Genomic DNA, 24,685 nt, shown 5'->3' on the forward strand with positions numbered 1-24,685 from the left:
TGTCGCTTGGTGTCACGTCGGCCGCAGAGCCGCCGGCGCTCGGGAGCGTGGGCGGGCGCCTGCGCGCGGCCGCTCTGCGCCAGGGGACCTGTCACAGCGTCCGCTATGTGGGCCCTCCGTTTCTTTGTTCCAGCCGTTCGCGCCGGGCTGACCCACCGCGCTCCCCCAGCTGCGCCCCCGTCCCGTTGTGAGGGGGACTGGTGGGGGATCTTCAATGCGGTGGGCCGGGTAGCCGGCTCATCGCTTCGGCTGCTTCTTCCCCCACCCATCCCCAACCCCTTCCCGTGAGGGAAGGGGCCATGCCCACCCTCCGCCCGCCCGTGGGCGGGAACGAGAGGTTTCCAAGCAAAGGTGGATCGTTTGAAGAGCCGGGCACCGGGTCTGGCTTGCGCCGCCTTCGTTCGAGGAGATCAGCATGGCATTCGTCAGAGTCGAACAGAGAAACGCCCGCCTGGCTTCGGCCATCCGGCTCGAGCAGGTCAACGGCCGCGATGGTCTTATCGCCCGCGGGACCGTCACCGTCATCAGCAACGTGCGCCGCGGCAGCGAGCCCGAGGAAGCGACCGCCATCCCGTGGACCCTCTGGGGCAAGCAGGCCGAGAACGCGGCCGAGTACCTCGGCAAGGGCTCCCGGGTGAACGTCATCGGGCGCCTGCGCAACAACAACTACACCGACGCCAGCGGCATCACCGTCTACGGCTACGGCTTCACCTGCGAGGAGATCGACTACCTCGACAGCAAGGCCGAGGCGGAGGCGCGGCGCACGCGGCAGGCCAGCGCCCCGCCCAAGGCACCCGCCGGGCCGGCCACCCCGACTGACGACAACGTCCCGTTCTGAACCCCAGCGGGCGAGCGGTCTCGCCCGCGCACCAGGAGCCATCCATGAACACCACGCCTAGCTTGGCGACCCGCTTCGCTCGCGGCACCCACGTTCTCCGAAGCGACCAGCCGCTCCCGGAAGACACCATGCGACGCGCCGCCCCGTCGATCTTCGCCGAGGGCAAGCACGCCAGCCGCTCCGAGCGCTACACCTACATCCCGACCATCGAGGTTCTTCGGAGCCTGCGACGGGAGGGCTTCGAGCCCTTCATGGTCGCGCAGGGCCAGAGCCGCGTCGAGGGCAAGACCGAGTACACCAAGCACCTGATCCGGATGCGCCACGCGGGCCAGGTCAGCAGCCGACCGGAGGCGAACGAGGTGATCCTCATCAACAGCCACGACGGCGCGAGTGCGTACCAGATGCTGGCCGGCGCGTTCCGCTTCGTCTGCTGCAACGGCTTGGTGGTCGGCAGCGCTACGAACGACATCCGGATCCCGCACAAGGGCAACATCCAGCACGAGGTGATCGAAGGCGCGTTCCGGGTACTCGAGGACTTCGAAGCGGTCGATGCCTCGATCGACGGCATGAAGGCGCTCGAGCTGAGCGAGGACGAGGAGCGCGCCTACGCGACCGCAGCGCTGACACTGCGCTTCGGGGAGCGCGGTGAGGGGCAGCCCCCGGCACCGGTCACGCCCGAGCAGCTGCTCGAGGCGCGCCGGGTGGAGGACGTGGGGCACAGCGTTTGGTCGGTGTTCCAGCGCACCCAGGAAAACACGACGCGTGGCGGTCAGACCGGGCGGAGCGCGGCGGGACGGCGGCTGCAGACGAGGGGCGTGGGGAGCATCGATCGCAGCGTCAACCTGAACCGGGCCCTGTGGGTGCTCGCGGAGGAGATGCGCAAGCTCAAGGGTTGATCCGCACGAGTGCTGAACGCCAGCCGGGGTTCGGCACTCTGTAAGAAGGGCCCTCGCTCACCGGCACGGCACGCCTGTGCCAAGCCCGCGGCCATCGAAGCTCCGGGCTTGGCCGCACTTGAGAACTGGGACACGCGGCAGTGCCCCTCCGAGCTCGTCCGCAACGTGCTTGCAGATGCGTTGGGGTGTGAACGGGCGTTCGAGGGTGCCGTGGCCACCCCTCGCAAGAGCCACATGGCGGACGTTCGCGTGCGCGTCTGCCTGCGCATGGGTCACGAGGACGCAGATTTCCTGCGGGCGCGCGCGAAGCGGGTAGGGGTGCCGCTTGGCGAGTGCGTCGCGATGCTTGTAGCGGATGCGTCGGCCACGGAGTGCGGTTTGCGCCCCGCCGAGCAACGTTCTGCACTGGTGGCCTCAACCGCTGAGCTGGCGACCTTCAGCCGGAACATCGGCCAACTCAGCGCGCTGCTGCGACGAGGCGGCGTGCCAGCGGCGCCCGAGTACCGCGCCATGCTGGACCCGCTGGTTGGGGACGTACGGCGTCATCTGGCGCTCGCGTCCGGGGCGCTCGCCGACCTCCAGCTTCGGCGGGGCAGGTCGGCAGAGCACCCCTTCGCTGTCGCCCACATGGAGCGTGCACCATGAGCCAGTCAGCCAACATCGACGGGGTGCTGATCCAGTGGGGTGACCGGCTCTTCTACCCGGGGAACCGAATCGTTCGCGGGCGCCGAGAGCCCCGCCTCGGCGCTTCGGCCGGCGCCAAGCGTGCCGCCTCGATCCGCCAGCGCATCGAGGCGACCGCCGTGCGCCGCGCACCTCAGGTGATGGTGAAGGTTACGGGTGGCGGTCGCGGCATGCGGGCCATCGCCGCGCACCTGCGCTACATCAGCAGGAACGGTCGCCTGGAGATGGAGGATGAGCGCGGCGAGCAGATGCGAGGCAAGGAGGCGCTACGCGACATCGGCGATGACTGGCGCTTCGGCGGCTCGTACATCCCTGATGTCGCTGAGCGGCGCGAGGCCTACAACATCATGCTGTCGATGCCGCGGGGAACCGATCCGTTGAGCGTGCAGTGGGCGGCTCGCGAGTTCGCGCGGGCGGAGCTCGCCGATCACAAGTACGTGATGGTGCTCCACGACCACCAAGCCAACCCGCACGTGCACATCAGCGTCCGCGCCGAGGCGCGGAACGGCAAGCGCCTTAACCCCCGCAAGGCCGATTTGCACCGCTGGCGCGAGACCTTTGCAGAGAAGCTGCGCGTGCGCGGGATCGACGCAGAGGCCACGCGTCAGGCTAGCCGGGGGCGCAGCCGGAACGTCGATCCCATCTGGCGCGTCAAGGCTGCCGAGGACGGACGGCTGCGGATTCAACCGCGGGTGTCGAAGTCGACGATTTCTGCGCGGAAAACGCGTGCTGACGCTCTCACCGCCTGGATGCAGATCGGGCGGGCGCTTGCCGAAACGCAAGAGCCGCGGAACCTCGAGTTGGCTGCGTCAATCAAGCGGTTCGTACAGGAGACGCCCATGTGGTTCGGGAAGGAGCAGGGCGGGCCCACACGACAGCCATCCAGCTTGGACCGATTCGAAGCGAGGCCGTTGCGAGACGTTCTTCTCGATCAGGGCGGGCGATGAAGTGCGTGAGGGTGGCAGAGGATAACTCCCTTGGCGGCGACGGGGCAGGGCCACATGGCCGAAGCGGTCCGCCTTGAAGCTGCCGTTCACGATCGTCTCTCAGCGGCCATCAGCGGTCGCTAACCACTGGCAGCTATTCGGCATCCGAATTGGCCACAAGCAGTCGGCGATCGGGAGCAAGATGGGAGTGCGACAGAGCCGGACGAGCGCAAGCCGTAGCGACCGAGTCCTTCATGGTGAGTCATCGGTGCGTTGAGCGCCGCTGCTAGGCGGACCGCGCGGGGGCGGATGGCTTGCGGTATAGCCGAGATGCTCGCCCTCCCACCCCGGGCGTCAGGTCATCTGACCTCACCAACGCCTATGCCCGGCGATCAAGGGCGCCAAGTCGGCTCCTGTCGTTGCCGGGCACGTCAACGTTCGCGCCGAACCGCACAGGACCGCAAACATCTCACCGCATTCGCAATCAGCATCAAACGAACCGCCAGCAGCGGAACAATGGCTAGGCGTTGTCCCGGAGACCCCCGCCATGAACGTTTCGACGGCCTTTCAGGCCTTGCTGACGCTTGCACCAGTAGTGCTTGCAATCAACCCTGCCCATGCCCAGTCCGTGTCGGAGCCCCTACCCTGTCGTACGGTAAGCATCGTCGCGCCGTTTCCGCCAGGCTCGACCACCGACACCATCGCGCGCGCCCTGAGCACCAAGCTGTCCACCGACCTTGGACGGGTCGTCGTGATCGAAAACAAGCCAGGTGCCGAGGGGCAGCTCGCCGCCACCGACGTGATGCGCAGCCCGCCCAACGGCTGCCGCCTGCTGTTTGCCACCTCCGGCAACCTGTCGGTGGCGCCGCAGCTGCGAACTCCGCCGCCGTACGATCCGCGCAAGGACTTCACGGCCATCGCCGACGTGGGCCGCTACACCTACATCCTGTACGTGCGGCAGCAGTTCCCCGCCAACACGTTCTCGGAGTTCATCGCCGCCGCCAAGTCCGCGCCGGGGCGCTATACCTATGGCACGGGATCCAACACCAACTTCCTGGCCTTCGGCTACATCGGCCAGCTGACCGGCACCGAACTGCAGCGCGTCCCCTACCGTGGCGAGCCGCCCGCGTTCACCGACTTGATCGGCGGGCAGATCGACGCCATCGTCGCTACCACCATGGGCGTGCCCTTCGTGCGCGACCACAAGCTGAGGGCGTTGGCCGTGATGTCGCGCGAGCGGAGTCCGCTGCTGCCCGAGGTTCCCACCTTCGCCGAAGCGGGCCTGAAGAACTTCGACATCGTGCCGTGGGCCGGAATCGTGGGCCCGGCGAAGATGGAACCCGCCACGGTGACGTTGCTGACGGCCGCCTTGAACCGGGCCCTCGCGGACCCCGCGGTCCAATCCGCCGCCGCCAAGGCCGGCTTTCTCCTCACACCTTCGACGCAAGAGCAGTTCAAGGCCCTGATCGCCGAACAGCACACCGTCTACGGCGACAAGGTAAGGCAACTCGGTCTCACAGCGGAGTGAGCGGCCTCCTCACCGGGGCCGCGGAGCGTCGCCCGATCTCCTCGCCCGAGGCGCTGGACGCCCTCGTCGGCCAGGAAATCGCCGTCTCCTCGTGGCTGCAGATCGACCAGGGGCGCATCGACTGTTTCGCCGACGCCACCGGCGATCGGCAGTGGCTGCACGTCGAGCCGGAGCGGGCGGCGCGAGGCCCGTTCGGGACGACCATCGCGCACGGCTTTCTCACGCTTTCGCTGCTGCCGGTGCTGCTGGACGCCGCCGTTGAATTCCAGCACATGAAGATGGGCGTCAACTATGGCCTGAACAAGGTGCGCTTCACGGCCCCCGTGCCAGTGGACTCGCGCATCCGCGTGCGCGCCAGGCTGCTGGCGAGCGAGCCCCTGCCCGAGTTCGAAGGCACGCCCGGCCGGCAGATCGTCTGGCAGCTGACGGCGGAGCGCGAGGGCTCGACCAAGACGGTCTGCGTCGCCGAGACAGTCAGTCGGCGTCACTGGGGAAATGGGCATGTACACCACGCTTGAACTCGGCGTCGCCGACGGCGTCGCCACGCTCGTCCTGAACCGGCCCCGGCAGCGCAACGCCATAGACATGGCGATGCGCCAGGAGCTGCTGCAGGCAGTCCACCAGATGGCGCGCGACCCGCAGGTGCAGGCCGTGGTCCTTACCGGTGCCGGAGGCCACTTCTGCGCCGGCGGCGACGTCAAGTCCATGGGCCAGGTCGCCAGCGCCGACAAAGGGCGGCAGCGCATGCTGGACCTGCAGCCGCTGGTGCTTGCCCTGCTGCAACTGGACAAGCCGCTGGTGGTGGCAGTCGAAGGCGTTGCCCTGGGTGCGGGCTTCGGCCTTGCGCTGACCGCCGACTTCATCGTCGCGGGCGGCGACGCGCGCTTCTGCTGCTCATTCGCCCGGGTCGGCTTGGTGCCCGACTTCGCAACGGCCTTCACCCTGCCGCGCATCCTGGGTCTGCAACGTGCCAAGGCGCTGGTCTTCTCGGCGCGCGAACTCGCGGCAACCGAGGCACTGCAGCAAGGACTCGTCACCGAGGTGTGCGACTCGGGCGCGGCGTTGCAGCGGGCGCGCGAGCTTGCGCTGCTGCTGGCCAACGGCTCGCCGACGGCGTTCAGTCTGGCCAAACGCATGTTGTTGGCATCGTTCCAATCCGACGTCGGCACGATGCTGGGAATGGAAGCGGACGCCCAGGGCATTGCCTACACGAGCGACTACCACACCGAAGCCGTGCAGCGCTTCTTCGCCAAGGAAGCGCCGCGGTTGAGCTGGCCCCCGCCCGCATCCGAACCTAAGACCGCCTGAGTCTGAAAGGGCTCCAACAAGGTGTTGGACTCGACACCAGGCGCTGCCGATACTGGCCGCGACATCACCACTGAAGGAACAAGCTCATGTTCTGCCCCGACGTCTTGAAAGGCCAACGCATCCTGGTCACCGGCGGAGGTACGGGCCTTGGCCGTGCGATGAGCGAGCGCCTGCTGGAGCTGGGCGCACAGGTGCACATCTGCGGACGCCGCAGCTCGGTGCTGGAAGAGGCCGCCGACTCGATGGAAAAGCTCACCGGCACGCGCCCCACCTACTCCGCGTGCGACCTCCGCGACCCCGCCTCGGTGAGCGCGATGGTCGACGAGGCGTGGACGCATGCCCCGCTCACCGGCCTGCTGAACAACGCCGCCGGCAACTTCATCAGCCGCACCGAGGATCTGTCCCCGCGCGGCTTCGACGCGATCGCCAACACGGTATTCCACGGCACCTTCTATGTGACGCACGCCGTGGGCAAGCGCTGGATCGCCGAGAAGCTCCCAGGGAGCGTGGTCTCGATCGTCGTCACCTGGACGCGCACCGGCGCCCCCTTCGTCGTGCCTTCGGCCATGTCCAAGGCCGGTGTCGAAACCATGACGCGCTCGCTGGCCATCGAATGGGGCCGCTACGGCATCCGCCTCAACGCCATCGCCCCCGGCATCTTCGCCACCGAGGGCGCCACCGCGCGCCTGCGCCCAGGCGCAGACCCGCACTCGCGCGAGCGCAAGGGCAACCCGACGGGGCGCCTGGGCGAGCTTCCGGAACTGGCCAACTTGGCCACCTTCCTGTTCGCCGACGGCTGCCGCTGGTTGACCGGCGAGACCATCGCCATCGACGGCGGCCAGCACCTGGCCCAGGGCGCGTACTTCACCGACTACCTCGAGTGGTCCGACACGCAGTGGGCCGATGCCCGCGAGCGCATCAGGGAACAGAACGAGAAGGACAAGGCCATGCGCACCGTCGAGGCGGCTTCGGACAAGGTGCCCACGTGATGGGCGAGTACGAGCCCCTCCAGGCCTCGCCTTACGCAACGTACGCTGGCTACCTGCGCCAAGGCCGGCTGGCCTACCAGATCGCTGCCAACGGACAGGTCGTCTTCTTCCCGCGCGTTGCGGCGCCGGGCAGCGGCAACACGCAACTCGAATGGCGCGTATCGCGTGGGCTCGGCACCGTCTACGCCACGACCGCCATGTACGCGCGAGGCGAGCCGCCGCTGAATCTGGCGCTGATCGACATGGATGAGGGCTTTCGCCTGATGAGCCGCGTCGAGGGCCCGGATGCGGCGCAGGTGCGGATCGGCCAGCGCGTGCAGTTCCATGCGGGGACGCCGGCAACGGAAGGGGCCGATTCTTTCCCGCTGTTCACACCTCTCGAGGAAGTGGCGCATGGCTAAGCGGCACGTGCGCGCCAGCGTGGTCGGGGTTGCTGAGTCCGACCTCGGCGTTTCTCCTCCCGGCACCACGCCGATCGATCTGATGGCCCAGGCCAGCATCCGGGCGCTGGATGACGCGGGATTCACGCTGGCCGATGTCGATGGCCTGTTCGTCGCCACCGCGCAGGCGCGCTTCGGTCCGATGGTGCTCGCCGAATACCTGGGTATCGCACCCAAGGTGTTCGATGGCACCCAAGTCGGCGGCTCCTCGTTCATGTCGCATCTGGCGCACGCCCTGTTGGCCATCGAGGCCGGCCAGTGCGAGGTCGCGCTGATCGCCTACGGCAGCACCCAGCGTTCCGTTTCCCGCAGCCAGGCTTCACCGCCGGACTTCAATCCGTACGAGGCGCCGTTCAAGCCGATGCTGCCCGTAGCCGCGTATGCGATGGCCGCCGGCCGTCACATGCACGAATTCGGCACAACCCGCGAGCACCTCGCGGAAGTGGCGGTGGCCGCACGCAACTGGGCCCTGCTGAACCCGATGGCGTGGGAGAAGGAACCCCTGAGCGTGCAGGACGTGCTGTCTGCGCGCATGGTGGCAGACCCGTTGTCGGTTCGCGACTGCTGCCTCGTACTCGATGGCGGCGGCGCCATGGTCGTCACCTCCAGGGCACGCGCGGCGCGCGGCCGCAAGATGCCGGTGCACGTGCTGGGCGTCGGCCAGGCGCTGGGCCACGCGACCATCGCCAACATGCCCGACCTGACGACCACCGTGGCACGCGAGTCGGGCGCCCGCGCCTTCGCGATGGCAGGTATGCGCCCGGCCGACGTGCAGGTGCTGTCGCTGTACGACGCCTTCACGATCACGCCCATCCTGTTCCTCGAGGACCTCGGCTTCTGCCCCAAGGGTGAAGGCGGGCGCTTCGTCTCCGGCGGCGCGATCGGCCCCGGCGGCAAGCTGCCGGTCAACACCAACGGGGGCGGCCTGTCCTACTGCCACCCCGGCATGTACGGGTTGCTGGGAATGATCGAGACCGTGCGGCAGATCCGCGGCGAATGCGGTGCGCGCCAGGTGCGGGGCTGCAACGTGGCGCTGGCCCATGGCAATGGCGCCGTGCTGTCCAGCCAGTGCACGGCCATCTTCGGTAGTGAGGACGCGCTATGAGCGCGGGCAACGAAAAGGAATCGAGAATGATGCTGCAGGGAAAAGTGGTGATCGTCACCGGCGCGGGACGGGGTATCGGCCGCGACATGGCGCTGGCAATGGCGAAGAACGGTGCGCAAGTCGTGGTCAACGACCTTGGCACATCGCTCGACGGAAACGGCCAGGACGCAGGCCCGGCGGCGCAGGTGGTGGCGGAGATCTGTGCCGCTGGCGGCAGCGCGGTGGCCAGCACGCACAGCGTCGCGGACTGGGACAGCGCGCAGCAGATCGTTGCCACCGCGATCGAGAGCTTCGGGCGCGTCGACGTCATCGTCAACAACGCGGGCATCGCGCGGGACCGGATCTTCCACCACATGACGCTGGACGACTGGCGAGCCGTCATCGACGTGCACCTGAACGGAGCCTTCTACCTGAGTCGCGCGGCCGCCACGCACTTTCGCAACCAGAACACGGGTCGCTTCATCTTCATGACTTCAGCGTCCGGCTTGGTAGGCAACCTTGGCCAGGCCAACTACGCAGCGGCCAAGATGGCAGTGGTGGGACTCTCGAAGTCGCTGGCGCTGGACATGGCGCGCTACGGCGTCACTTCCAATGCGATCTGTCCCTTCGCGTACAGCCGCATGATCGGCTCGATTCCCACCGAGACGCCTGAGGAAAAGGCGCGAGTCGAAAAGATCAAGGCAATGGAGACCAACAAGATCGCGCCGCTGGCCGTGTACTTGTCCAGCGATGCGGCCGCCAAGGTCAGCGGCCAGATCTTCGCGGTGCGAGCCAACGAGCTGTTCCTGATCAGCCAGAACCGCCCCTTGCGCTCGACGCACCGTGCCGAGGGCTGGACGCCCGAGAGCATCGCTGCAACGGCAATCCCGGCGCTCGAGCGCAACTTCTACCCGCTCGAACGTTCGGCCGACGTGTTTTCCTGGGATCCGATCTAGGAGTGTGGGCGGCGCGGTGCCGCGACGATCTCGCGGGCGACGGCGATGAACTCGTCGCGCACCGCTGACCGCGTGGCGCGGTTCCAGGCGAGCGCCACCGTGAGGGTCGGTGTCTCCCCTTCGATGGGGCGCAGCGCCACCCCGTCCTGGCGGATGGCCTCTGCCGAGGCCGGGACCAGCGCCACGCCGAGGCCGCTCGCCACCAGCATCACGATGGTCGCCACCTCCTTGGCTTCCTGGGTGATGCGCGGCTGGAAGCCGGTGGCCTGGCACAGGCCCAGCACTGCAGCGGAGAGCGACGAGTCGATGCTTTTGCTGAAGGTGACGAAATTCTCGTTGGCGACATCGCGCAACGCGAGTACGGGCTTGCGCGCCAGGGCGCTGCCTTCCGGCACGGCCAATACCAGCTTCTCCTGCATCACAGGCAACAGTTCGATGTCCGGATTCGCCACCGGAGGGCGCAGGAAGCCGAGGTCCATGCGCGAGGTGGTAAGCGCCAGCACCTGTTCGGGTGTCAGCACGTGCTCACGGAAATGAAGTTCGACCCGCGGTGCGATGGTGTTGTATTGCCTGAGGATTCGCGGCAGTGGCGTATACATGGCCGATTGGGTGAAGCCGATCGTGAGGCGGCCGATGCGCCCCTGCTGCGCGCCGACGGCAGTCTCCTTGGCACGCCGCGTGGCGCTGAGAATGTCTTCGGCTTCCGGGATCAGCGCACGGCCTGCGTCCGTCAGTTCCACGCTGCGCTTGGTGCGGCGGAACAGCTGTACGCCGAGTTCGTCTTCCAGCTGCTTGATCTGCCGCGACAGCGGCGACTGCGCGATGTGGACGCGCTCTGCGGCCTTGCCGAAATGGAGCTCCTCGGCTACGGCGAGGAAGTAACGAAGCTGGCGGAGTTCCATTGCCTGTGGGGTAAGTCGTCGCGGATCATAGTGCGCGCGCCGCTGCGCCTGCCTGAGACACCGAAGGTCTGATGCAAACGCAATTAAGTGTTGGACGCAGAGCGGCGTCGCTTCGGATACTCGTCGAATGATGAAACACAACCGCCCTCCCAACGAGAGCCTCGGTTTCTGGTTGGCGCGTCATGCGCAGCTGACGCCGCGGCGCGTGAGCATCGTCTACTGGACCTCAGCTATGGAGTGCGAACGCTGGACCTTCGCCGAGCTCGATGTCGCGGCGCGCCGACTGGCGGGATGGTTGCGCGCCAATGGCGTGCAGCGCGGCGACCGCGTCGTCTTCCACGATTTCAACGACGTTCGCTTCTGCATCACGATGTTCGCCGCCGCCTATGTGGGCGCGATCTTCGTGCCGCTGAATTTCCGCCTGGCGGTTCCGGAACTCGTCCAGACACTCCAGGACTGCCAGGCGCGAGTCGTCGTTCACGGGCGCGCATTCGAGCCGGCGCTTCCGGCATTGCGACAGGAGTTGCCCGACGTGCTCACGCTGCTGTCCGATCGCGAGTCGCCCGGAGCGTTCGATGCCATCCTGGAAGATGCGGCGGGCGAGGAACATGGACCCGCCGACCTGTCCTGGGATGAGACGGCTTTCCTGCTCTATACCTCGGGCAGCACCGGCAAGCCCAAGGGCGTGAGGCTCAGTCATGGCAATCTGTTCTGGAACACGATCAACACGATCCTGATCCAGGGCGGCATGCCGGACGACCGCATGCTGATCTCGGCCCCGCTGTTCCACGCCGCGCCCGTGTCCAGCTTTCTCGACGCCTTCCTGCGCGGGGCGCTGATCCACCTGGAACGCTCTTTCCAGTCCGAGCGGGTTCTCTCTCGCATCACGGCGGAGAAGATCAATATGGTCGCGGGGGTTCCGGCCATGTACGCCATGATGGCGGCCGACCCGCAGTTCGCCAGCGCTGACCTTGCCAGCCTGCGCGGAATCATCGTCGGCGGCTCGCCGGTGGCCGAGGCACTGATCGAAACGTATCGCCAGCGCGGTGTCACCGTGATCCAGCGCTACGGCCTGACCGAGGCGGCGCCGCTGGTCACCGGCCTGGCCCCTGGCTCGCCGCGGGCCAAGGCCGCGACGGCGGGACTGCCCGGCATGTTTCTGGAAATGCGCATCGCGCGGCCCGACGCCGAAGGCATCGGTGAGATCCAGGCGCGCGGCGCGAATGTCATGCAGGGGTACTGGATGCGCGAGGAAGACACCCGCGCTGCGTTCGAAGACGACTGGCTGCGCACCGGCGACCTCGGACGCATCGACGCCGAGGGCTATCTCAGCGTCGTCGGACGCTGCAAGGACATGATCATCTCGGGCGGCGAGAACATCTACGCTGCCGAAGTCGAGGCCCGCCTCGCAGAGGCACCCGGCGTGCTCGAAGCTGCGGTCATCGGCGTGCCGCATGTGAAGTGGGGCGAGACCGTGTGGGCCATGGTGGCGCCGAAGTCCGGTGCGCAGATCACCGGCAAACAAGTCCTCGACCACCTGCAGGGGCGCTTGGCACGCTACAAACATCCCACTCGCGTGATCATCCTTGACGAGCTACCGAAAAACGGTGCCGGCAAGGTCGACAAGCTCGCGCTGCGCCACCGCTTCCAGTCCGAAGCCGGTCCGGCGGGCTGAACATCCGATACCCACTGGAGACCGCCGTGTCCGCCTTGCATTCATCCAGCACAGTCTTCGACTCCGCGCTCTTCCGCGATGCCTTCGGCACTGCGGCCATGCGCCACATCTTCTCCGACCGTTCACTCGTCGAGCGCTACGTCGAAGTCGAGATCGCCCTCGCCCAAGCGCAAGCCCGGTGCGGCGTGATCCCGGCCGAGGCCGCGCAAGCGATCGTGCGCGAATCGCGCACCGACCTGCTGGACTGGGAACTGCTGCGGCACGAGACGGACAACGTCGGGTATCCCATCCTGCCCTTGGTTCACCAGTTGGTGCATCAGTGCGGAGAGGCCGGCAAGTACGTTCACTGGGGCGCCACCACCCAGGACATCATGGACACTGCGAACGTGCTGCAGGTGCGCGCTGCGCTCGACTTGGTCGCCGGCGACCTGGTGGAGCTGCGCGGCATCCTGCGTCAGTTGGCGAGAAAGCACCGCGACACGGCGATGGCCGGCCGCACGCACCTGCAGCAGGCACTGCCCGTGACGTTCGGCTACAAGGTGGCCATCTGGTTGGCCATGTTCGACCGCCACCAGCAGCGGTTGGCGGAACTGCGCGCCCGGGTGCTGGTCGTGCAGTTCGCAGGCGCTGCCGGAACCCTGGCCTCGCTCGGCACCGAGGGCTTGAAGGTACAGGAAGCCCTCGCCGCCGAGCTCGAACTCGGCATTCCGGCGACGACCTGGCACGTGGCGCGTGACGGCCTGGCCGAGGCGGTGAACCTGCTCGCCCTGGTCACCGGCTCGCTCGGCAAGGTTGCACTGGACATCATGCTCATGGCGTCGACCGAGTTCGCGGAGGTGTACGAACCCTTCGTCAAGGGCCGCGGCGCCAGCAGCACCATGCCGCAGAAGCGCAACCCGATCTCCAGCGAGCTGATGCTGGCGGCGTCAAAGGCGGTGCGCCAGCACGCCGGACTGATGATGGATGCCATGGTGCAGGACTTCGAACGCGCTACCGGCCCCTGGCACGCGGAGTGGGTCGCGCTGCCGGAGAGCTTCATCCTCACGGCCGGTGCCTTGCACCAGGCAAAGTTCGCGCTCGGCGGCCTGGTCGTCGACCAGCAGCGCATGCGGCACAACCTGGGCATCACCAAGGGCCTGATCGTGGCCGAAGCCGTGATGATGGGCCTGGCGCCGGCGCTGGGCCGGCAGCAGGCGCACGACGTCGTCTACGACGCCTGCCGGGCCGTCAACGACGGCGGCGGCACGCTGGCGCAAGCCCTGGCAGCGCTCGAGGTCGTCACGGCCCACTTCAGCCCGGCGGAGATCGACCGCCTGACCGACCCATCCAACTATCTCGGGCTGGCGCCGCAGATGGTGGATCGCGCCATTGCCTTGTCCGAAACGGTGGACTGCTGACGAGAAGAAGGACACCGCGGGCGACCGTCGGTGTCCCTGTCGAGAGCCCGCTCCTGCGGGCTTTTTGTCGTGCCGGCTAGAGTGCGTCCCAGATGCTGCACTTGCGATCGACGCCGGTGTCCGCCGCCGTGCGCGTGCCCGCCGGCGACAACAACTGCACCGGGCCTTCCTTGCCGGCAAAGCGATCCCAGCGCGGCGCCGATCCGCCATTGGGGTCGCCCTTGGCCGCGAAGCGGGTCCAATAACCGGTCATCTCCGCCGACAGCTTGGCTTGGGCGCCGGACAGGTCGTGCGGCGTGCCGCGCGCACCGTGAAAGCGCGGGAAGACGTACTGGATTTCCAGCGTGTGGCCGGCGCCGTACGGGAACGACACGGGCTTGAAGGCGGGCGGCGCCTGCGCGTCGATGAACTCGTAGGCGTACACCGGCGCATGCATGGCGATGGAGCGCATCGCGCGGAACGAGGGGCAGATGAAGAACCAGGAGGTCTGTGCCGCGGCCAGCGCCTCGCTCGGCGAACCGTACCTGGCCAGCGGATACTCCGCTGCGATCTTCTGGCCTTTTTCCTCGCCATACTGCTTGATGAGGGTCGGGACATACTCTTCGGCCCGCAAGGGCTTCCCGGCCGCCAGCTCGTTGAGCGCGATGAACCAGTTGAATTCGTCGCGGTTGTTTCCCGCCAGCACCGGCACCTTGTGGAAGTTGCCTTCCGCAAAGGCCTGCTGGACCGGCTGTTTCATCACCCTGCCGTCGACGGCGCGAATCGCGGTGGCGGTGTAGCTGTTCGCCCGCTCGATGATCTGCGCGACGCTGAGCGAGCGCAGGCAGGCTGCGGACTGGTCGGCGCAACCGGCAGCGGCGGCGAATTTCGTCCCGTGCGCCTGCGCAGCCTCGAGCGGAATCTGCGGTGCGACCGAAACGCCGCTTTGCAGGATGGCCTTGTGGAACAGGCCGGCGGCGGACGGCGAGACCATGTTGAACAGGATCGCGAGTCCGCCGGCGGATTCGCCGAAGAGGGTGACGTTGTCCGGATCGCCGCCGAATGCCTTGATGTTCCGCCGCACCCACTGCAGGGCGGCTTGCTGGTCCAGCACGCCGTAACTCACCGACGGGTGGCCTTCGGCGTCCAGCGCCGGATGCGCCAGGAAACCGAACAGATTGAGGCGGTAGTTCAGGCTCACCACCACCGTGTTGCCGTCAGTCACCAGCCGGCGGCCGTCGTAGTCGTTGCTGCGGCCGTTGATCAGGCCGCCGCCGTGCAGCCACACCATCACCGGGCGCAGGCGGTCGCGGCCGGTCGCAGGCGCGAACACGTTCAGGTAGAGGCAATCTTCCGCTTCGCTCTTCTCGGCAAAGTCGCCGAAGGTATGGACCTGGACGCAGCTGCTGCCAAAGCTGCCTGCGTCACGGACGCCCGCCCACGAGGCAGCCGGTGCAGGCGGACGCCAACGTCCTGCGCCGACCGGTGGTGCGGCATACGGGATTCCCAGGAACGAGCTGGCGCCGGCGCTCTGGTAGCCCTGCAGCTCGCCCTGCTCGATGCGGACGACATCCGGCTTGCCGGCGCGCAGGTTGGTGAACAGATCCTCGGCCAAGGCGGTGCCGGAACCGAACCCGGCGCCGAGCAATAGCGCCCCGAGCAGCTTGGGGGTGCGTTTGAATTTCACGATGTCTCCTGTTGTTGGCGGGCCCGCGCCGTTTGCGCGAGCCGACGGCGTCGACTCACCACTGCGCGCGCGAGGCACCGAGCGGAAGCGGGGGCGAGTCCCAGAACGCGGGCGTTCTCGAGAACTGCGTGATGGGCGCCAGGTACTGCAGTTCGCCGAAGGGGCTGTCCATCGTACGGATCACCGGCGCGCCCTGTTGCAGTGGCAGGTCGCGGGGCAGCAGGCCAAGGTCCTGGATCCACATGCAGGTCCGTGCCAGTGACACGCTGACCTCGTAGCTGCCGCCATCGATGCTGCGGCGCATCAGCGCCGCCAGCGTGCCGAGCGCTCCGAGGTAGGCCGTGATGTAGTCGGCGACCAGCGTGGTGTCAGGCAGGCGCGGGGTGTCGCGGCCGCCTTCGACCCAGCTGATCCCGGTGGTGGATTGCGCGTTGTGGTCGAAGCCGACCCGGTCGGACCAGGGGCCGTCGCCGGCGCCGAAGCAGCTGAGCGTGACATACACCACTCCGGGGTGGTCGCGCACGATCTCCTCGGCCGAGAAGCCACGTCGCGCCAGGCTCCCGGGGCTGTACGACTGCACGATGACGTCGGCCCGCCGCGCCAGTTCGCGACCGCGCTGCCTCTGCTGCGGATCGTCGAGCTCCAGGAATGCAGCCTTCTTGCCGAACCCGGTGTCGAGCATGAAGTTGATCGGGTCGGTCTGGCGTGGCGCCGACAGCCGCAGCACGTTCGCACCCTGTTCGGCGAGCGTGCGGGTAAGGCCGGGCCCCGCCAGGATGTGGCTCATGTCCAGGACCTTCAGGTCGCGCAGGGGACGGTCGCCGACCAGCTTGCGCATGGGCTTTCCCGAGCCGATCTGGCGGATCGACACCAGCGGCTGGCGGGCCAGCCAATGCGCATGCGGATGGGCCCGCCATTCTTCGGGCGCTCGCACCAGGCTCACCGGCAGGCCCCGGGCCGCGCAAGCGTCCTCGAGGTCCTGCCCCTTCCAGCGCGCCACTGCCTTGGCGATCTTGCCCGCTTCGTTGGCGCAATCCAGGAGTTGCAGCAAGCCGTTGCGCAGGTTGGGTCGCGTCGAGACCAGGTAGCAGCAGCGGTCGTCGGCGGTGCGGAAGTAGCCGTTACCCGGCTCCGAATAGGTGAAGTCGAAGCCGATCGGGTGGCCGTTCTGCTGCAGGTAGCGCGAGGGATGGATCGCGTGCGCGGCGTCCCGCAGATCCACCATCACGTTCTGGCCGACACCCGAATGCAAGCGGTGCAGGGCGGCGAGAGCCGTGCCTTGTGCCGCGGACGCCACTGCCATCGCCGTGGCCAGCCGGTGCGGACTGGCGACGGCCGGATCGCTGCCGGCGATGTCGACTTCGCCGCCGGAATCCTCGGTCTTGAGGCCGACGCTTTGCAGCACCTCGTGCAACGCAGTGCGGGCGATGTTGCCGGTTGCAGGCACGGAGGCTCTCGTCATGCCGGCTCCTTACAGCTGCTCGATGCGGGCATTGGCGGCCACGCGTTTCCAGACCTCGATGCTCTGGCGCTGGATCTCCTGCAGCTTCGCGGGCCCGCCGGCGGTGACATCGGCACCGATACCATGGTGAAACGCCTTGGTCTCGGGCTGCGCGGCGATCTGCGCGAACCATTTCTGCAGCCGATCGAGCTCGGCTTTCGGCGTCTTCGCCGAGACCACTCCCGCCACCCAGGTCGAGGCCACGTATCCCGGCACGCCGGCTTCGGCCGCGGTGGGGACGTCGGGCAGCAGCGACGAGCGCTGTTCCCCGGCAACCGCGAGTGCGCGCAGCTTGCCGCCCTTGATGGAGGCCAGCGCGGTGCTCATGTCCAGCACGGAGAAGTCCACCTGCTGGCCCAGGACGGCATTGAGCGCTTCGGACGATCCCTTGTAGGGAATGAAGGCGGTCTTGACTGAGGAGCGCTCGTTGAACAGTTCACCCATCAGCTGGTAGCTGGTGGCGCCGGCTGAATAGTTCAGCTTTCCCGGCGCCGTCTTCGCCGCTTCGATCAGCTGCTGCAGCGTGGCAATGCTGCTCTGGGTGTTCGTGACGATCACTGTGGAAATCGTCGACATCATCCCCAGCGGCGCGAAATCCGCCACCGGGTCGTACGGCAGTTTCTTGTACAGGGCGAGGTTGGTCGCGAGCGTGGAAGTCGTGCCGATCAGAACCGTGTAGCCGTCTGCCGGGGCGTTCAGCAAGGCGTTGACGCCATTCAGGCCGTTGGCTCCGGGCCGGTTGTCCACGATGACGGCTTGCCCCGCAAGCGTGGTCAGCTGTCGCGCGTAGTAGCGCGCGGACACGTCCGTGATACTGCCGGCCGCGAACGGCACGATGAACTTGATGGGGCGTGAGGGAAAGTCCTGCGCCAAGGCGGGCAGGCCCTGGAGCAAGACGTAGGTGGTCGCGAGCAGTAGCGCCCGACGTGATGGTTGCAGCATTAAGCGTCTCCTGTGGTTTCCGGCGCGCTAGGCACTCCGAGCGCAGTATCGGAAGCGGGGGCGTGGCAGGTCCAATGCTTTGTTTCGAGCCGCTGAGACCTACACGGTCTCACCAGTCGTTCACCCTGGTGAGACAGGATTGCAGCAAGCCCTGCGAGCGACCCCACCGCGCCAGCCCCACACCTCACCCGGCGTCGGTCCGAACGACCGCTTGAGACCCGGTGTTCAGCACAGCGAATGTCGCTCTCGGGTCGGTGCGTGCCCCCGAGAGCCTCGGCGGGCTTCCGGCAAGCAGACCTTGATCGTGGACCGCTTCGAACCGGACGCTGGCCAAGGGCTCTGGACGGCCAGGAACTGCCACTCACGAACGGCAGCTTTGCTGCATGCTGCAGACCTGAGTATGGACAATCGCGTGTTATCAGTTCTGGCATAGCCGGCCGCTTCGATTTCCGCTCTACGCTAAGGTTCATGAACATCAGAGGTCGGCGCCGAAACGCCGACCGGATGGTGACCCCAACCAGGACGAGTGGCATGGCGCGGACCATCGCATCACTGGTGTTCGCGCCGGCCCGGCTTTTCCTCCCTTAGATGGTGAAGTCACGCGAGGACAGCGAGACGCCATTCAACTCGCCGGTGACCCCGGTGAGCTTTTCTTCTCGGACAGGCCGCCGTCATGCCGTCAGGGCTGCGCCTATCCTGCGCAAAAAGCCTCGGACGCAACCGTTCGGGTCGGATTCGGTGAGCTGAGCAGCGGTCATGCGACTCGCCACCTCTTTGTTCAGCTTCGCCTTGATACCGGCCTGAGCATCCTTACGTCCTTGCTCTTTTAGCGCGCCCCAATCCTTGCCTGCGGCAGCCACGACCATCTGGGTCAAAAATGCCGGCGCCAGCCACGGGCACCCTGATTGTCTGAACACGCGGCATCGTAGCGTCGACGGCATCGGACCCACCGGCGCCCGTGAGCCAAGAGCAAGAATCGAAGTGGTGGCAGTGCGCGGTCAGTGCCGCCGCGGCCGCGCTCCCGACGGCTCTTTACGCTCACGCGCTGCAGAGCGACTCGATGAGCGCCTGAACACCTGGAAAGCGACGCGCCTCTTCGTTGAGGCATATCAGAAGCTGCCGCTCAGCCCACGGGTCGCTTAGGGGAACGACTCGCACCGCTTGCCCACTCGAACGCTCGGCGGCGCGTTCCGGCATGACCCCCACGCCGACGCTGGCGGCGACAAGTTGGGCTGCGGCGTCGAACCCGCTCACGCGCACGCGATGCTGCGCGGTGCGACCACCGCGCTGTGCCTCGCGTGTCAAGAAGCGGCTAAGCCCGCTTTCAGGCGAGAGCCCGACCATCGGATGCGCGAGCAGCTCGGTGTAGCTCACAGTGCGTCGATGTGCCACCGCATGTTTCGCGGGCACCACTGCGACAAGCCGATCGGGCAGCCAAGGGATCGACACCAGGCCCTCCGGGTCGACGTAGTCGGCGACGATCCCCAGTTCGGCTCGCCCGCTTCGCAGCGCATCGAGCACGGCGTCGCTCGACGCCTCCTGCAAAGCGACGTCGAAATCCGGGTGATCGACCAGGAAGCGGCCGAGCCGCGGCGGCAAAGGATCGGCCATGGCGGCGGTGTTGCAGAGCAGGCGAATAGTTCCTCGGAGCCCGCGCCCGAACCTGGCCATCGCCGAGTGCAGGGACTCGAGCTCGGCGAGCACGCGCTCTGCGTGGCGGGCAAAGGCGCGCCCGGCAGGCGTCGGCGCCGCGCCGGCCTTCGATCGATCGAGCAGGCGCACGGCAACGCTCGCCTCGAGCGCCTTTAGGCGCGCACTCGCTGCAGCCAGCGACAGGCTCATGACGGAGGCGGCGCCCGTGATGCTGCCGTGTTCGACAACTGCGGCGAACAGCCGCAGGTCGAATGGTAAGACGCGGTATGCGGCGGCACGGGGATGGTCGCTCATGCGGGTTCCTTCGGCATCCGCGAAGGATAGGTGCTGCGGTTAGAGATGGACGCTCGTTGTGCGCCGCTTCAGCATCCCCGTATGAACATCACCTCGACCGCGCTGATCGCCCTCGTCTTCGTTTTCGCCGGCGGGGTCAAGGGCATGACCGGCATGGGGTTGCCGACCGTGGCGGTCAGCCTGCTGGGGCTGTGGATGCCGCCCGCCGCGGCGGCCTCGCTGCTGGTACTGCCATCGCTGGCGACCAACCTGTCGCAATGCCTCGGGCCCGGGCTGCTTCCCCTGGCGCGCCAACTATGGCCCGCGTGGTGCGCACTCGCCGGGGCAACGATCTGGATGCCGACCGTGCTCGTGTTCGGCACTGGCACGGGGCCGCATGCTGTGCTCGGCTTGGTTCTCGTCGTCTATGGTGCGTGGGGCCTGTGGCGGCCGCGCCTGCCCGACCTTTCCGGGCGCACGCTCGTATTCGGCGCGGCAGCCGGCCTCGCAACCGGCGCCGTGTCGGCGATCACGGCCGTGTTCGTCATGCCGCTCGTTCCCTACCTGCAGTCGCTTCGGCTCGGCAAGGACGAGATGGTGCAAGCGCTCGGGCTCTCGTTCACCCTCGCCACACTCGCGCTCGCCGTCAGGCTGCATGCCGACAGGCAAACGCTCATGCCAGGGGCTGAAGCAGCAGTGGCCCTGCTCGCCGCGCTCGCGGGAATGTGGGTGGGGGCCCATGTGCGTGGCCGGATGGGCGCCGCCACGTTCCAGCGCGGGCTCTTCCATGTTTTCATCGTGCTCGGTTTAGCGAATCTGTCGCACGGGAGCTATGAGGCGGTTACCTGAAGCGAAGGACCAGCGGAAGGGGTCATCCGCTGGATTCATCAACATAGGCAAGTCACCCTGCGGCATCTATGACTCGCAAGAGCTCCGCGACCAGCACCAGAAACCAACCCGCTGCGGTACAGGGGTGGTTTGCCCTTAGCCTGCGCCAACCGTCTCTCGCGCCCGATATTTTGTGGGTGTGCATCTCAGGAGCTCGTTCACCCCGCTTGGGTCAGGATGGCCGCACTGGCGGCGGCAGCCACGAGCACGAGTGCGACGAGCAGGCTTCTCCACGAGGGCGCATCCCCGGTTTCATGGTGTATGTCGAAGGGTTCGAGCAAGGCCATGGCGGCAGTCTGGCTCTGCCGCGGTGACATCGCATCGTGCCGATGGGGGAGGCCAGCGGCCCCCGGAGACCTCGCGATGGGCGCGTGGCAGGCGGTTCTAGGCCCTCGTTCCACGGCAACACCGCTCTAGACTGACCAAGGACGATCACGTTCGCCGCCCGAACGTCGGCTCTTACGAATAGCTGTCGCTCAAGCGACCTCTTGCCGAATGCCTCAGGGCATGCGCTCTGCAGGTCGTCGTCAAGGCGCTGAAGAACGCTTGCGTTCGCCTCCGCGCCATTCACCACAGGCCCCTGACGATCGAGCTGAACCACGACGAAGACCGATCCGAAGGTCTCGTTCGTCTTGCTCGCCCGCACGTCGCGGTTGACGGGGATCGACCGCCGGGCTCGCTCAAGGGCTGCGGGCGCTGCCGGACAGGCGTCCTCGCTGAGCCGCTACGTGTGGTGCTGCTAGGAGCGGCGCAAGCGAGACCTGTCGCAGGAGCGCATCCAGGTGCTCGCGCCGCCGCCGCCGAAGCTGCCGCGCTACGAGGTGAAACAGCACTGGCACGAGCGCTGCAACGCCGACCCCGGCAACTAGTGGCTGCGGCGGACGATCGCGCCGGTGTTCTTCGGGCTTGGCGGGCAGCCGCAGGCCGGCGGGTCCGAAGCGCGCGCAGCAACGATTCGGGCTGCTGAACGCAGGCTAGGCACGCCTGCGTGTGCGTGCGCGGCGCTGAAGTCGCGAGCCGAGACGCGGAGCTCCTGCTTGCGACCGCGCAGCGCCCGGCCGCGAACGGTTCTCCCCCCACCAGGCGATACCGCGGTGACCCGGCCTGTCGATACTCGGCACGCGCCACCCGATGCGGCAGGACCTGGACCCTGCACAGCCCGGGAACCTTTCCAAAGCGGGAGATGGCCATGCGAGCACAGGGTTGGATGACACGGCGTGCGGGGCTTTGCGGCGCCGCACTGGTGCTGGGGCTGGGCGCGGTGTCGCACGCCGACGGGGCCTACACGTTCACGCTGATCGCCGACAGCACCGGCCTTTTCAGCTTCGCCGGCTACGAGCCGCCATCAATCAACGCCGGCGGCACCGTCGCGTTCTCGGCCCGGCTCGACAACGGCAGCGAAGGCATCTTCACCGGCACGGGCGCGGTGCCGAACGTCACGACGACGATCGCCGACAACAGCGGCGCGTTCCAACGCTTCTCGGCGCCATCGATCAACGCGCAGGGCACGGTGGCGTTCCGCGCGGTGCTCGACTCGGGCGCGCAGGGCATCTTCACCGGCACCGGCGCGGTGCCGAACGCGACGCGAACCATCGCCGACACCACGGGCGGCTTCAACCGCGTGTCGGTCACGCCGTCGATCAACGATGCGGGCACGGTCGCGTTCCTCGGCAACCTCGCCGGCGGGTCGTCGGGCATCTTCACCAGCGACGGTACGGTGCCGAACGCCACCACCACGGTCGCCGACAGCAGCGGCCGCTTCTTCGGGTTCGGCGAATCGACGGACATCAACGCGCAAGGCAGCGTGGCATTCCGTGCGGATCTCAACGACCGCACGATCAGCATCGTCAAAGGCAACGGCAGCACGCCGAACGTGACGACGACCATCGCCGACGACACCGGCCCGCTGAGGACCGTGGGCCCGTCGCCGGCGATCAACAATGTCGGAACCGTGCTGTTCGATGCCCTTCTCGATGCGGGCGGGCAGGGCCTCTTCATCGGCGACGGCACGGTGCCGAACCCGATCAGGACGGTGGCCGACACGTTCGGCCCGTATCTCAACTTCGGCAGCTTCTACTCGATCAACGCGGCGGGCGAGGTGGCGTTCTTCGCGACGCTCGACTCCGGCGTCGACGGCATCTTCACGGGGCCGGACCCGCTGCTCGACAAGGTGCTGCAGACGGGCGACGCGTTATTCGGCGGCTCGGTCGCGTTCGTCGACGTGTTCACCGATGCGCTGAACGATGCGGGGCAGCTGGCGTTCTACTTCGAGCTGGCGAACGGGACGCGGGGAATCGGACGGGCGGATCCGGTGGTTGCGCAGGCGCTGCCGGTCTCGGGAACGCTGCCATTGCTCGGCATCGGGTTGGGAATGCTGGCTTGGCTGGCGCGTAGAGCAAGTCCGCAGGCGACGGCTTCATGACGCGCCCGTGAGTGCGGCGGGCCGATTGGTCGACTCACAAGTCCGCCGACCCGCGCGTTCGCTCCCTCCGCACGCCGGTCAGCGGGGGGCCGTGGGTTCGCCGGGCCGCAGGAAGTGGCGCGGGGCTGCGGGGCTTCGGGTCGAGCCTCTCATCGCCGCTAGGCCCTCGTCAGGCACCCGCGGGCGCCCTCGGTAGGGTGGATCGATCCACAAGCCTGCCTCGGCGCGCTGCTGCACGGCGCCTTGTGCATTGGATCACGCGCTTTCGTGTGGATGTCACGTCGGGTCGCCTCGGTCGACCTGCGGCGCCCCTGAGCTCGAGCGACCCGCCCAAACTGCTCGGTCTTGGCGTGACGGTGGGCTGGGTGCGACGTGAAGGGGAATGTCTCGGACGGGCGGTTGACGATCGAAACGCTAAGGCGGTTGCCGGTCTTTGCTGCCTTGACCCCTGATGAGGCGCAGAGCATCTGCGACCGCTCTCTCAGGCGACGCTATCGCCGGGGTGAGTTCTTGGTGGAGCACGGCGCCAGGTCCGAAGCGTTGTTCGTGCTCCTCAACGGGCGCGCTCGTGTCCTGCAGGTCGATCGCCGGGGCCGCGAAGTCCATCTGGCGCGACTGAGAGCAGGCGACTACGTCGGCGAGATGAGCCTCATCGACGAAGGTTCGCACTCCGCAAGCGTGCGCGCTGAGGCGCAAACGGACGTTCTGGTCCTTGGGCGTGCAGAGTTCAGTCGCTTGATGCCCGAGCCTTCCAGCTTGGCGTACGGTCTCATGCGTGGCTTGGTTCAGCGCCTGCGGTCCGCCAACCAGCAAATCCAGTCGCTTGCCCTATTGGACGTTCAGGGTCGAGTGGCTGAGACCCTCTTGAGCATGTCCGAGAGCGTCGGCACGGAACGCGTCATCAGGGAACCGGTGTCGCGCACGCGACTGGCCCAGACGGTCGGTGCCTCACGGGAGATGATCAGCCGTGTCATGAAGGAGTTGGAAGCTCGTGGCACTGTTCGGATCCAAGCGAACGGCTGGCTCGTTATCCAGCAGTAGTTTGGTGCCGCCTTGCTCGCTGCAATCGCTTTGCCTGCAGCAGATCCTGTTACCCCTCAGCGCGCTGGGCCGCGCTCAACAACCGGCACGAAGCCACCGAAGATCATTCGCATGCCGTCGAACGGCATAGGGTTCCATTTCGGGTCCATGCGCGGGTCCTTCATCATCTTCTGCATGCCGGCATCACGGGTGACCTTGTCCGGCCACTCGACCCACGAGAACACAACGGTTTCGTCGTCTTTGGCTTGGACGGCGCGCTGGAAGTCGGTCTGTTTGCCCTCAGGCACCTCATCTCCCCAGCACTCGAAAACACGACTGGCGCCGCATTCGAGCAGGACGGCGGCCGACGTACTGGCGTGTTCCGTGAACTTCTGCTTGTTCGCGGTCGGAACGGCAAGGACGAATCCATCGATGTAGGACATGGTCAGGCTCCTTCGCGTTGATCAATGTATAAAAAGGTCTCTGCTGCTGTCGCCCCGCGCGACAACCTAGATCGGCCGAATTTCGATTTCTGACGCCACCGGCATGGGATTCGGGCAGCGCCTGACCCACTTGACCTGCCCCCTTCCGGCGTACCAGTGTTTCGGAAGGAGTCCGGGTTGAAGGTTACGTGATCTCGTTGGTTGCCGTGGACTGGTGAGCAGCACCGCCGGCATGCCGGCGGTGCTGCTCGGCG

Annotated in this window: 24 protein-coding genes; 16 read left to right on the top strand and 8 right to left on the bottom strand. The window is 67.2% G+C overall.

The window, feature by feature from the left end; genetic code table 11:
• Nucleotides 1–415 precede the first annotated feature (415 nt).
• The 11 genes from HQN59_RS24225 (at nt 416) to HQN59_RS24275 (ending at nt 9,649) form a co-directional block, all read left to right on the top strand.
• Nucleotides 416–838, top strand: coding sequence for a single-stranded DNA-binding protein (locus HQN59_RS24225; RefSeq protein ID WP_176071719.1), 423 nt, complete (start codon nt 416–418; stop codon nt 836–838).
• Nucleotides 839–882: 44 nt separating this feature from the next.
• Nucleotides 883–1,734, top strand: coding sequence for a DUF932 domain-containing protein (locus tag HQN59_RS24230; RefSeq protein WP_176071720.1), 852 nt, complete (start codon nt 883–885; stop codon nt 1,732–1,734).
• 108 nt (nt 1,735–1,842) lie between these two features.
• Entirely contained in the window at nt 1,843–2,379 is a 537-nt protein-coding gene (locus tag HQN59_RS24235; RefSeq protein WP_176071721.1) for a hypothetical protein, read from the top strand.
• Complete coding sequence (locus HQN59_RS24240) at nt 2,376–3,365, top strand: relaxase/mobilization nuclease domain-containing protein (RefSeq protein ID WP_246295136.1); 990 nt, start codon at nt 2,376–2,378, stop codon at nt 3,363–3,365. The genes HQN59_RS24235 and HQN59_RS24240 overlap by 4 nt, the downstream gene beginning before the upstream one ends.
• A 526-nt stretch (nt 3,366–3,891) precedes the next feature.
• Nucleotides 3,892–4,872, top strand: a complete 981-nt coding sequence (locus HQN59_RS24245) for a Bug family tripartite tricarboxylate transporter substrate binding protein (RefSeq protein ID WP_176071722.1) — start codon at nt 3,892–3,894, stop codon at nt 4,870–4,872.
• Nucleotides 4,869–5,390 carry a MaoC family dehydratase gene (locus tag HQN59_RS24250; RefSeq protein ID WP_425342771.1) on the top strand — a complete coding sequence of 174 codons (522 nt, stop codon included), beginning with the start codon at nt 4,869–4,871 and terminating at the stop codon, nt 5,388–5,390. Before HQN59_RS24245 ends, HQN59_RS24250 begins: the two co-directional genes overlap by 4 nt.
• Nucleotides 5,368–6,180 carry an enoyl-CoA hydratase/isomerase family protein gene (locus tag HQN59_RS24255; protein ID WP_246295137.1) on the top strand — a complete coding sequence of 271 codons (813 nt, stop codon included), beginning with the start codon at nt 5,368–5,370 and terminating at the stop codon, nt 6,178–6,180. The genes HQN59_RS24250 and HQN59_RS24255 overlap by 23 nt, the downstream gene beginning before the upstream one ends.
• A gap of 86 nt (nt 6,181–6,266) precedes the next feature.
• Complete coding sequence (locus HQN59_RS24260) at nt 6,267–7,169, top strand: SDR family oxidoreductase (RefSeq protein ID WP_176071723.1); 903 nt, start codon at nt 6,267–6,269, stop codon at nt 7,167–7,169.
• On the top strand, nt 7,169–7,570 hold the full coding sequence (locus HQN59_RS24265) for a Zn-ribbon domain-containing OB-fold protein (RefSeq protein ID WP_176071724.1): 402 nt from the start codon (nt 7,169–7,171) through the stop codon (nt 7,568–7,570). Before HQN59_RS24260 ends, HQN59_RS24265 begins: the two co-directional genes overlap by 1 nt.
• A complete protein-coding gene (locus HQN59_RS24270; RefSeq protein WP_176071725.1) occupies nt 7,563–8,714 on the top strand; it encodes an acetyl-CoA acetyltransferase in 1,152 nt (383 codons plus the stop codon). The genes HQN59_RS24265 and HQN59_RS24270 overlap by 8 nt, the downstream gene beginning before the upstream one ends.
• A gap of 29 nt (nt 8,715–8,743) precedes the next feature.
• Complete coding sequence (locus tag HQN59_RS24275) at nt 8,744–9,649, top strand: SDR family NAD(P)-dependent oxidoreductase (RefSeq protein WP_176071743.1); 906 nt, start codon at nt 8,744–8,746, stop codon at nt 9,647–9,649.
• On the opposite strand, the gene HQN59_RS24280 is transcribed toward HQN59_RS24275, so the two are convergent.
• Nucleotides 9,646–10,551, bottom strand: a complete 906-nt coding sequence (locus HQN59_RS24280; RefSeq protein WP_176071726.1) for a LysR family transcriptional regulator — start codon at nt 10,549–10,551, stop codon at nt 9,646–9,648. The two genes, HQN59_RS24275 and HQN59_RS24280, sit on opposite strands and share 4 nt — an antisense overlap.
• 127 nt (nt 10,552–10,678) lie before the next feature.
• Here HQN59_RS24280 and HQN59_RS24285 point away from each other — a divergent pair, with 127 nt between their 5' ends.
• Both HQN59_RS24285 and pcaB read left to right on the top strand, forming a co-directional pair.
• On the top strand, nt 10,679–12,226 hold the full coding sequence (locus HQN59_RS24285) for an AMP-binding protein (protein WP_176071727.1): 1,548 nt from the start codon (nt 10,679–10,681) through the stop codon (nt 12,224–12,226).
• 26 nt (nt 12,227–12,252) lie between these two features.
• Complete coding sequence (pcaB, locus tag HQN59_RS24290; RefSeq protein WP_176071728.1) at nt 12,253–13,623, top strand: 3-carboxy-cis,cis-muconate cycloisomerase; 1,371 nt, start codon at nt 12,253–12,255, stop codon at nt 13,621–13,623.
• 76 nt (nt 13,624–13,699) lie between these two features.
• On the opposite strand, the gene HQN59_RS24295 is transcribed toward pcaB, so the two are convergent.
• From HQN59_RS24295 to HQN59_RS24315, 5 genes are all read right to left on the bottom strand, one after another.
• On the bottom strand, nt 13,700–15,289 hold the full coding sequence (locus tag HQN59_RS24295; protein WP_176071729.1) for a carboxylesterase family protein: 1,590 nt from the start codon (nt 15,287–15,289) through the stop codon (nt 13,700–13,702).
• Between the two features lie 55 nt (nt 15,290–15,344).
• Entirely contained in the window at nt 15,345–16,751 is a 1,407-nt protein-coding gene (locus HQN59_RS24300; RefSeq protein ID WP_176071730.1) for a CoA transferase, read from the bottom strand.
• A gap of 9 nt (nt 16,752–16,760) precedes the next feature.
• Complete coding sequence (locus tag HQN59_RS24305) at nt 16,761–17,732, bottom strand: Bug family tripartite tricarboxylate transporter substrate binding protein (protein ID WP_176071731.1); 972 nt, start codon at nt 17,730–17,732, stop codon at nt 16,761–16,763.
• Between the two features lie 671 nt (nt 17,733–18,403).
• Nucleotides 18,404–18,649 carry a hypothetical protein gene (locus HQN59_RS24310; protein ID WP_176071732.1) on the bottom strand — a complete coding sequence of 82 codons (246 nt, stop codon included), beginning with the start codon at nt 18,647–18,649 and terminating at the stop codon, nt 18,404–18,406.
• Nucleotides 18,650–18,770: 121 nt separating this feature from the next.
• Entirely contained in the window at nt 18,771–19,679 is a 909-nt protein-coding gene (locus HQN59_RS24315; protein WP_176071733.1) for a LysR family transcriptional regulator, read from the bottom strand.
• 81 nt (nt 19,680–19,760) lie between these two features.
• Between HQN59_RS24315 and HQN59_RS24320 the strand changes: the two genes are divergently transcribed.
• The gene (locus tag HQN59_RS24320) at nt 19,761–20,507 is read left to right on the top strand and encodes a TSUP family transporter (protein WP_176071734.1); all 747 of its coding nucleotides are present in this window, start codon (nt 19,761–19,763) and stop codon (nt 20,505–20,507) included.
• 197 nt (nt 20,508–20,704) lie between these two features.
• On the opposite strand, the gene HQN59_RS26650 is transcribed toward HQN59_RS24320, so the two are convergent.
• Nucleotides 20,705–20,833: a hypothetical protein gene (locus HQN59_RS26650; protein WP_259372779.1), complete on the bottom strand. Its 129-nt coding sequence runs from the start codon at nt 20,831–20,833 to the stop codon at nt 20,705–20,707.
• A gap of 896 nt (nt 20,834–21,729) precedes the next feature.
• Between HQN59_RS26650 and HQN59_RS24325 the strand changes: the two genes are divergently transcribed.
• Nucleotides 21,730–22,968, top strand: a complete 1,239-nt coding sequence (locus HQN59_RS24325) for a DUF7453 family protein (protein ID WP_176071735.1) — start codon at nt 21,730–21,732, stop codon at nt 22,966–22,968.
• A gap of 399 nt (nt 22,969–23,367) precedes the next feature.
• Nucleotides 23,368–24,009 carry a Crp/Fnr family transcriptional regulator gene (locus HQN59_RS24330; protein ID WP_176071736.1) on the top strand — a complete coding sequence of 214 codons (642 nt, stop codon included), beginning with the start codon at nt 23,368–23,370 and terminating at the stop codon, nt 24,007–24,009.
• Between the two features lie 56 nt (nt 24,010–24,065).
• On the opposite strand, the gene HQN59_RS24335 is transcribed toward HQN59_RS24330, so the two are convergent.
• Nucleotides 24,066–24,431, bottom strand: a complete 366-nt coding sequence (locus HQN59_RS24335; RefSeq protein WP_176071737.1) for a DUF1428 domain-containing protein — start codon at nt 24,429–24,431, stop codon at nt 24,066–24,068.
• Nucleotides 24,432–24,685 lie beyond the last annotated feature (254 nt).

The organism is Rhizobacter koreensis (assembly GCF_013366375.1).
GTDB classification, from domain to species: Bacteria; Pseudomonadota; Gammaproteobacteria; order Burkholderiales; family Burkholderiaceae_C; genus Schlegelella_A; species Schlegelella_A koreensis.

Bases quoted from the DNA above. Each gene is read 5' to 3' on its own strand.
- HQN59_RS24225 (WP_176071719.1), top strand. From the start codon at position 416: ATGGCATTCGTCAGAGTCGAACAGAGAAACGCCCGCCTGGCTTCGGCC.
- HQN59_RS24230 (WP_176071720.1), top strand. From the start codon at position 883: ATGAACACCACGCCTAGCTTGGCGACCCGCTTCGCTCGCGGCACCCAC.
- HQN59_RS24240 (WP_246295136.1), top strand. From the start codon at position 2,376: ATGAGCCAGTCAGCCAACATCGACGGGGTGCTGATCCAGTGGGGTGAC.
- HQN59_RS24245 (WP_176071722.1), top strand. From the start codon at position 3,892: ATGAACGTTTCGACGGCCTTTCAGGCCTTGCTGACGCTTGCACCAGTA.
- HQN59_RS24255 (WP_246295137.1), top strand. From the start codon at position 5,368: ATGGGCATGTACACCACGCTTGAACTCGGCGTCGCCGACGGCGTCGCC.
- HQN59_RS24260 (WP_176071723.1), top strand. From the start codon at position 6,267: ATGTTCTGCCCCGACGTCTTGAAAGGCCAACGCATCCTGGTCACCGGC.
- HQN59_RS24265 (WP_176071724.1), top strand. From the start codon at position 7,169: ATGGGCGAGTACGAGCCCCTCCAGGCCTCGCCTTACGCAACGTACGCT.
- HQN59_RS24270 (WP_176071725.1), top strand. From the start codon at position 7,563: ATGGCTAAGCGGCACGTGCGCGCCAGCGTGGTCGGGGTTGCTGAGTCC.
- HQN59_RS24275 (WP_176071743.1), top strand. From the start codon at position 8,744: ATGCTGCAGGGAAAAGTGGTGATCGTCACCGGCGCGGGACGGGGTATC.
- HQN59_RS24280 (WP_176071726.1), bottom strand. From the start codon at position 10,551: ATGGAACTCCGCCAGCTTCGTTACTTCCTCGCCGTAGCCGAGGAGCTC.
- HQN59_RS24285 (WP_176071727.1), top strand. From the start codon at position 10,679: ATGATGAAACACAACCGCCCTCCCAACGAGAGCCTCGGTTTCTGGTTG.
- HQN59_RS24300 (WP_176071730.1), bottom strand. From the start codon at position 16,751: ATGACGAGAGCCTCCGTGCCTGCAACCGGCAACATCGCCCGCACTGCG.
- HQN59_RS24305 (WP_176071731.1), bottom strand. From the start codon at position 17,732: ATGCTGCAACCATCACGTCGGGCGCTACTGCTCGCGACCACCTACGTC.
- HQN59_RS24315 (WP_176071733.1), bottom strand. From the start codon at position 19,679: ATGAGCGACCATCCCCGTGCCGCCGCATACCGCGTCTTACCATTCGAC.
- HQN59_RS24320 (WP_176071734.1), top strand. From the start codon at position 19,761: ATGAACATCACCTCGACCGCGCTGATCGCCCTCGTCTTCGTTTTCGCC.
- HQN59_RS26650 (WP_259372779.1), bottom strand. From the start codon at position 20,833: ATGGCCTTGCTCGAACCCTTCGACATACACCATGAAACCGGGGATGCG.
- HQN59_RS24325 (WP_176071735.1), top strand. From the start codon at position 21,730: ATGGCCATGCGAGCACAGGGTTGGATGACACGGCGTGCGGGGCTTTGC.
- HQN59_RS24335 (WP_176071737.1), bottom strand. From the start codon at position 24,431: ATGTCCTACATCGATGGATTCGTCCTTGCCGTTCCGACCGCGAACAAG.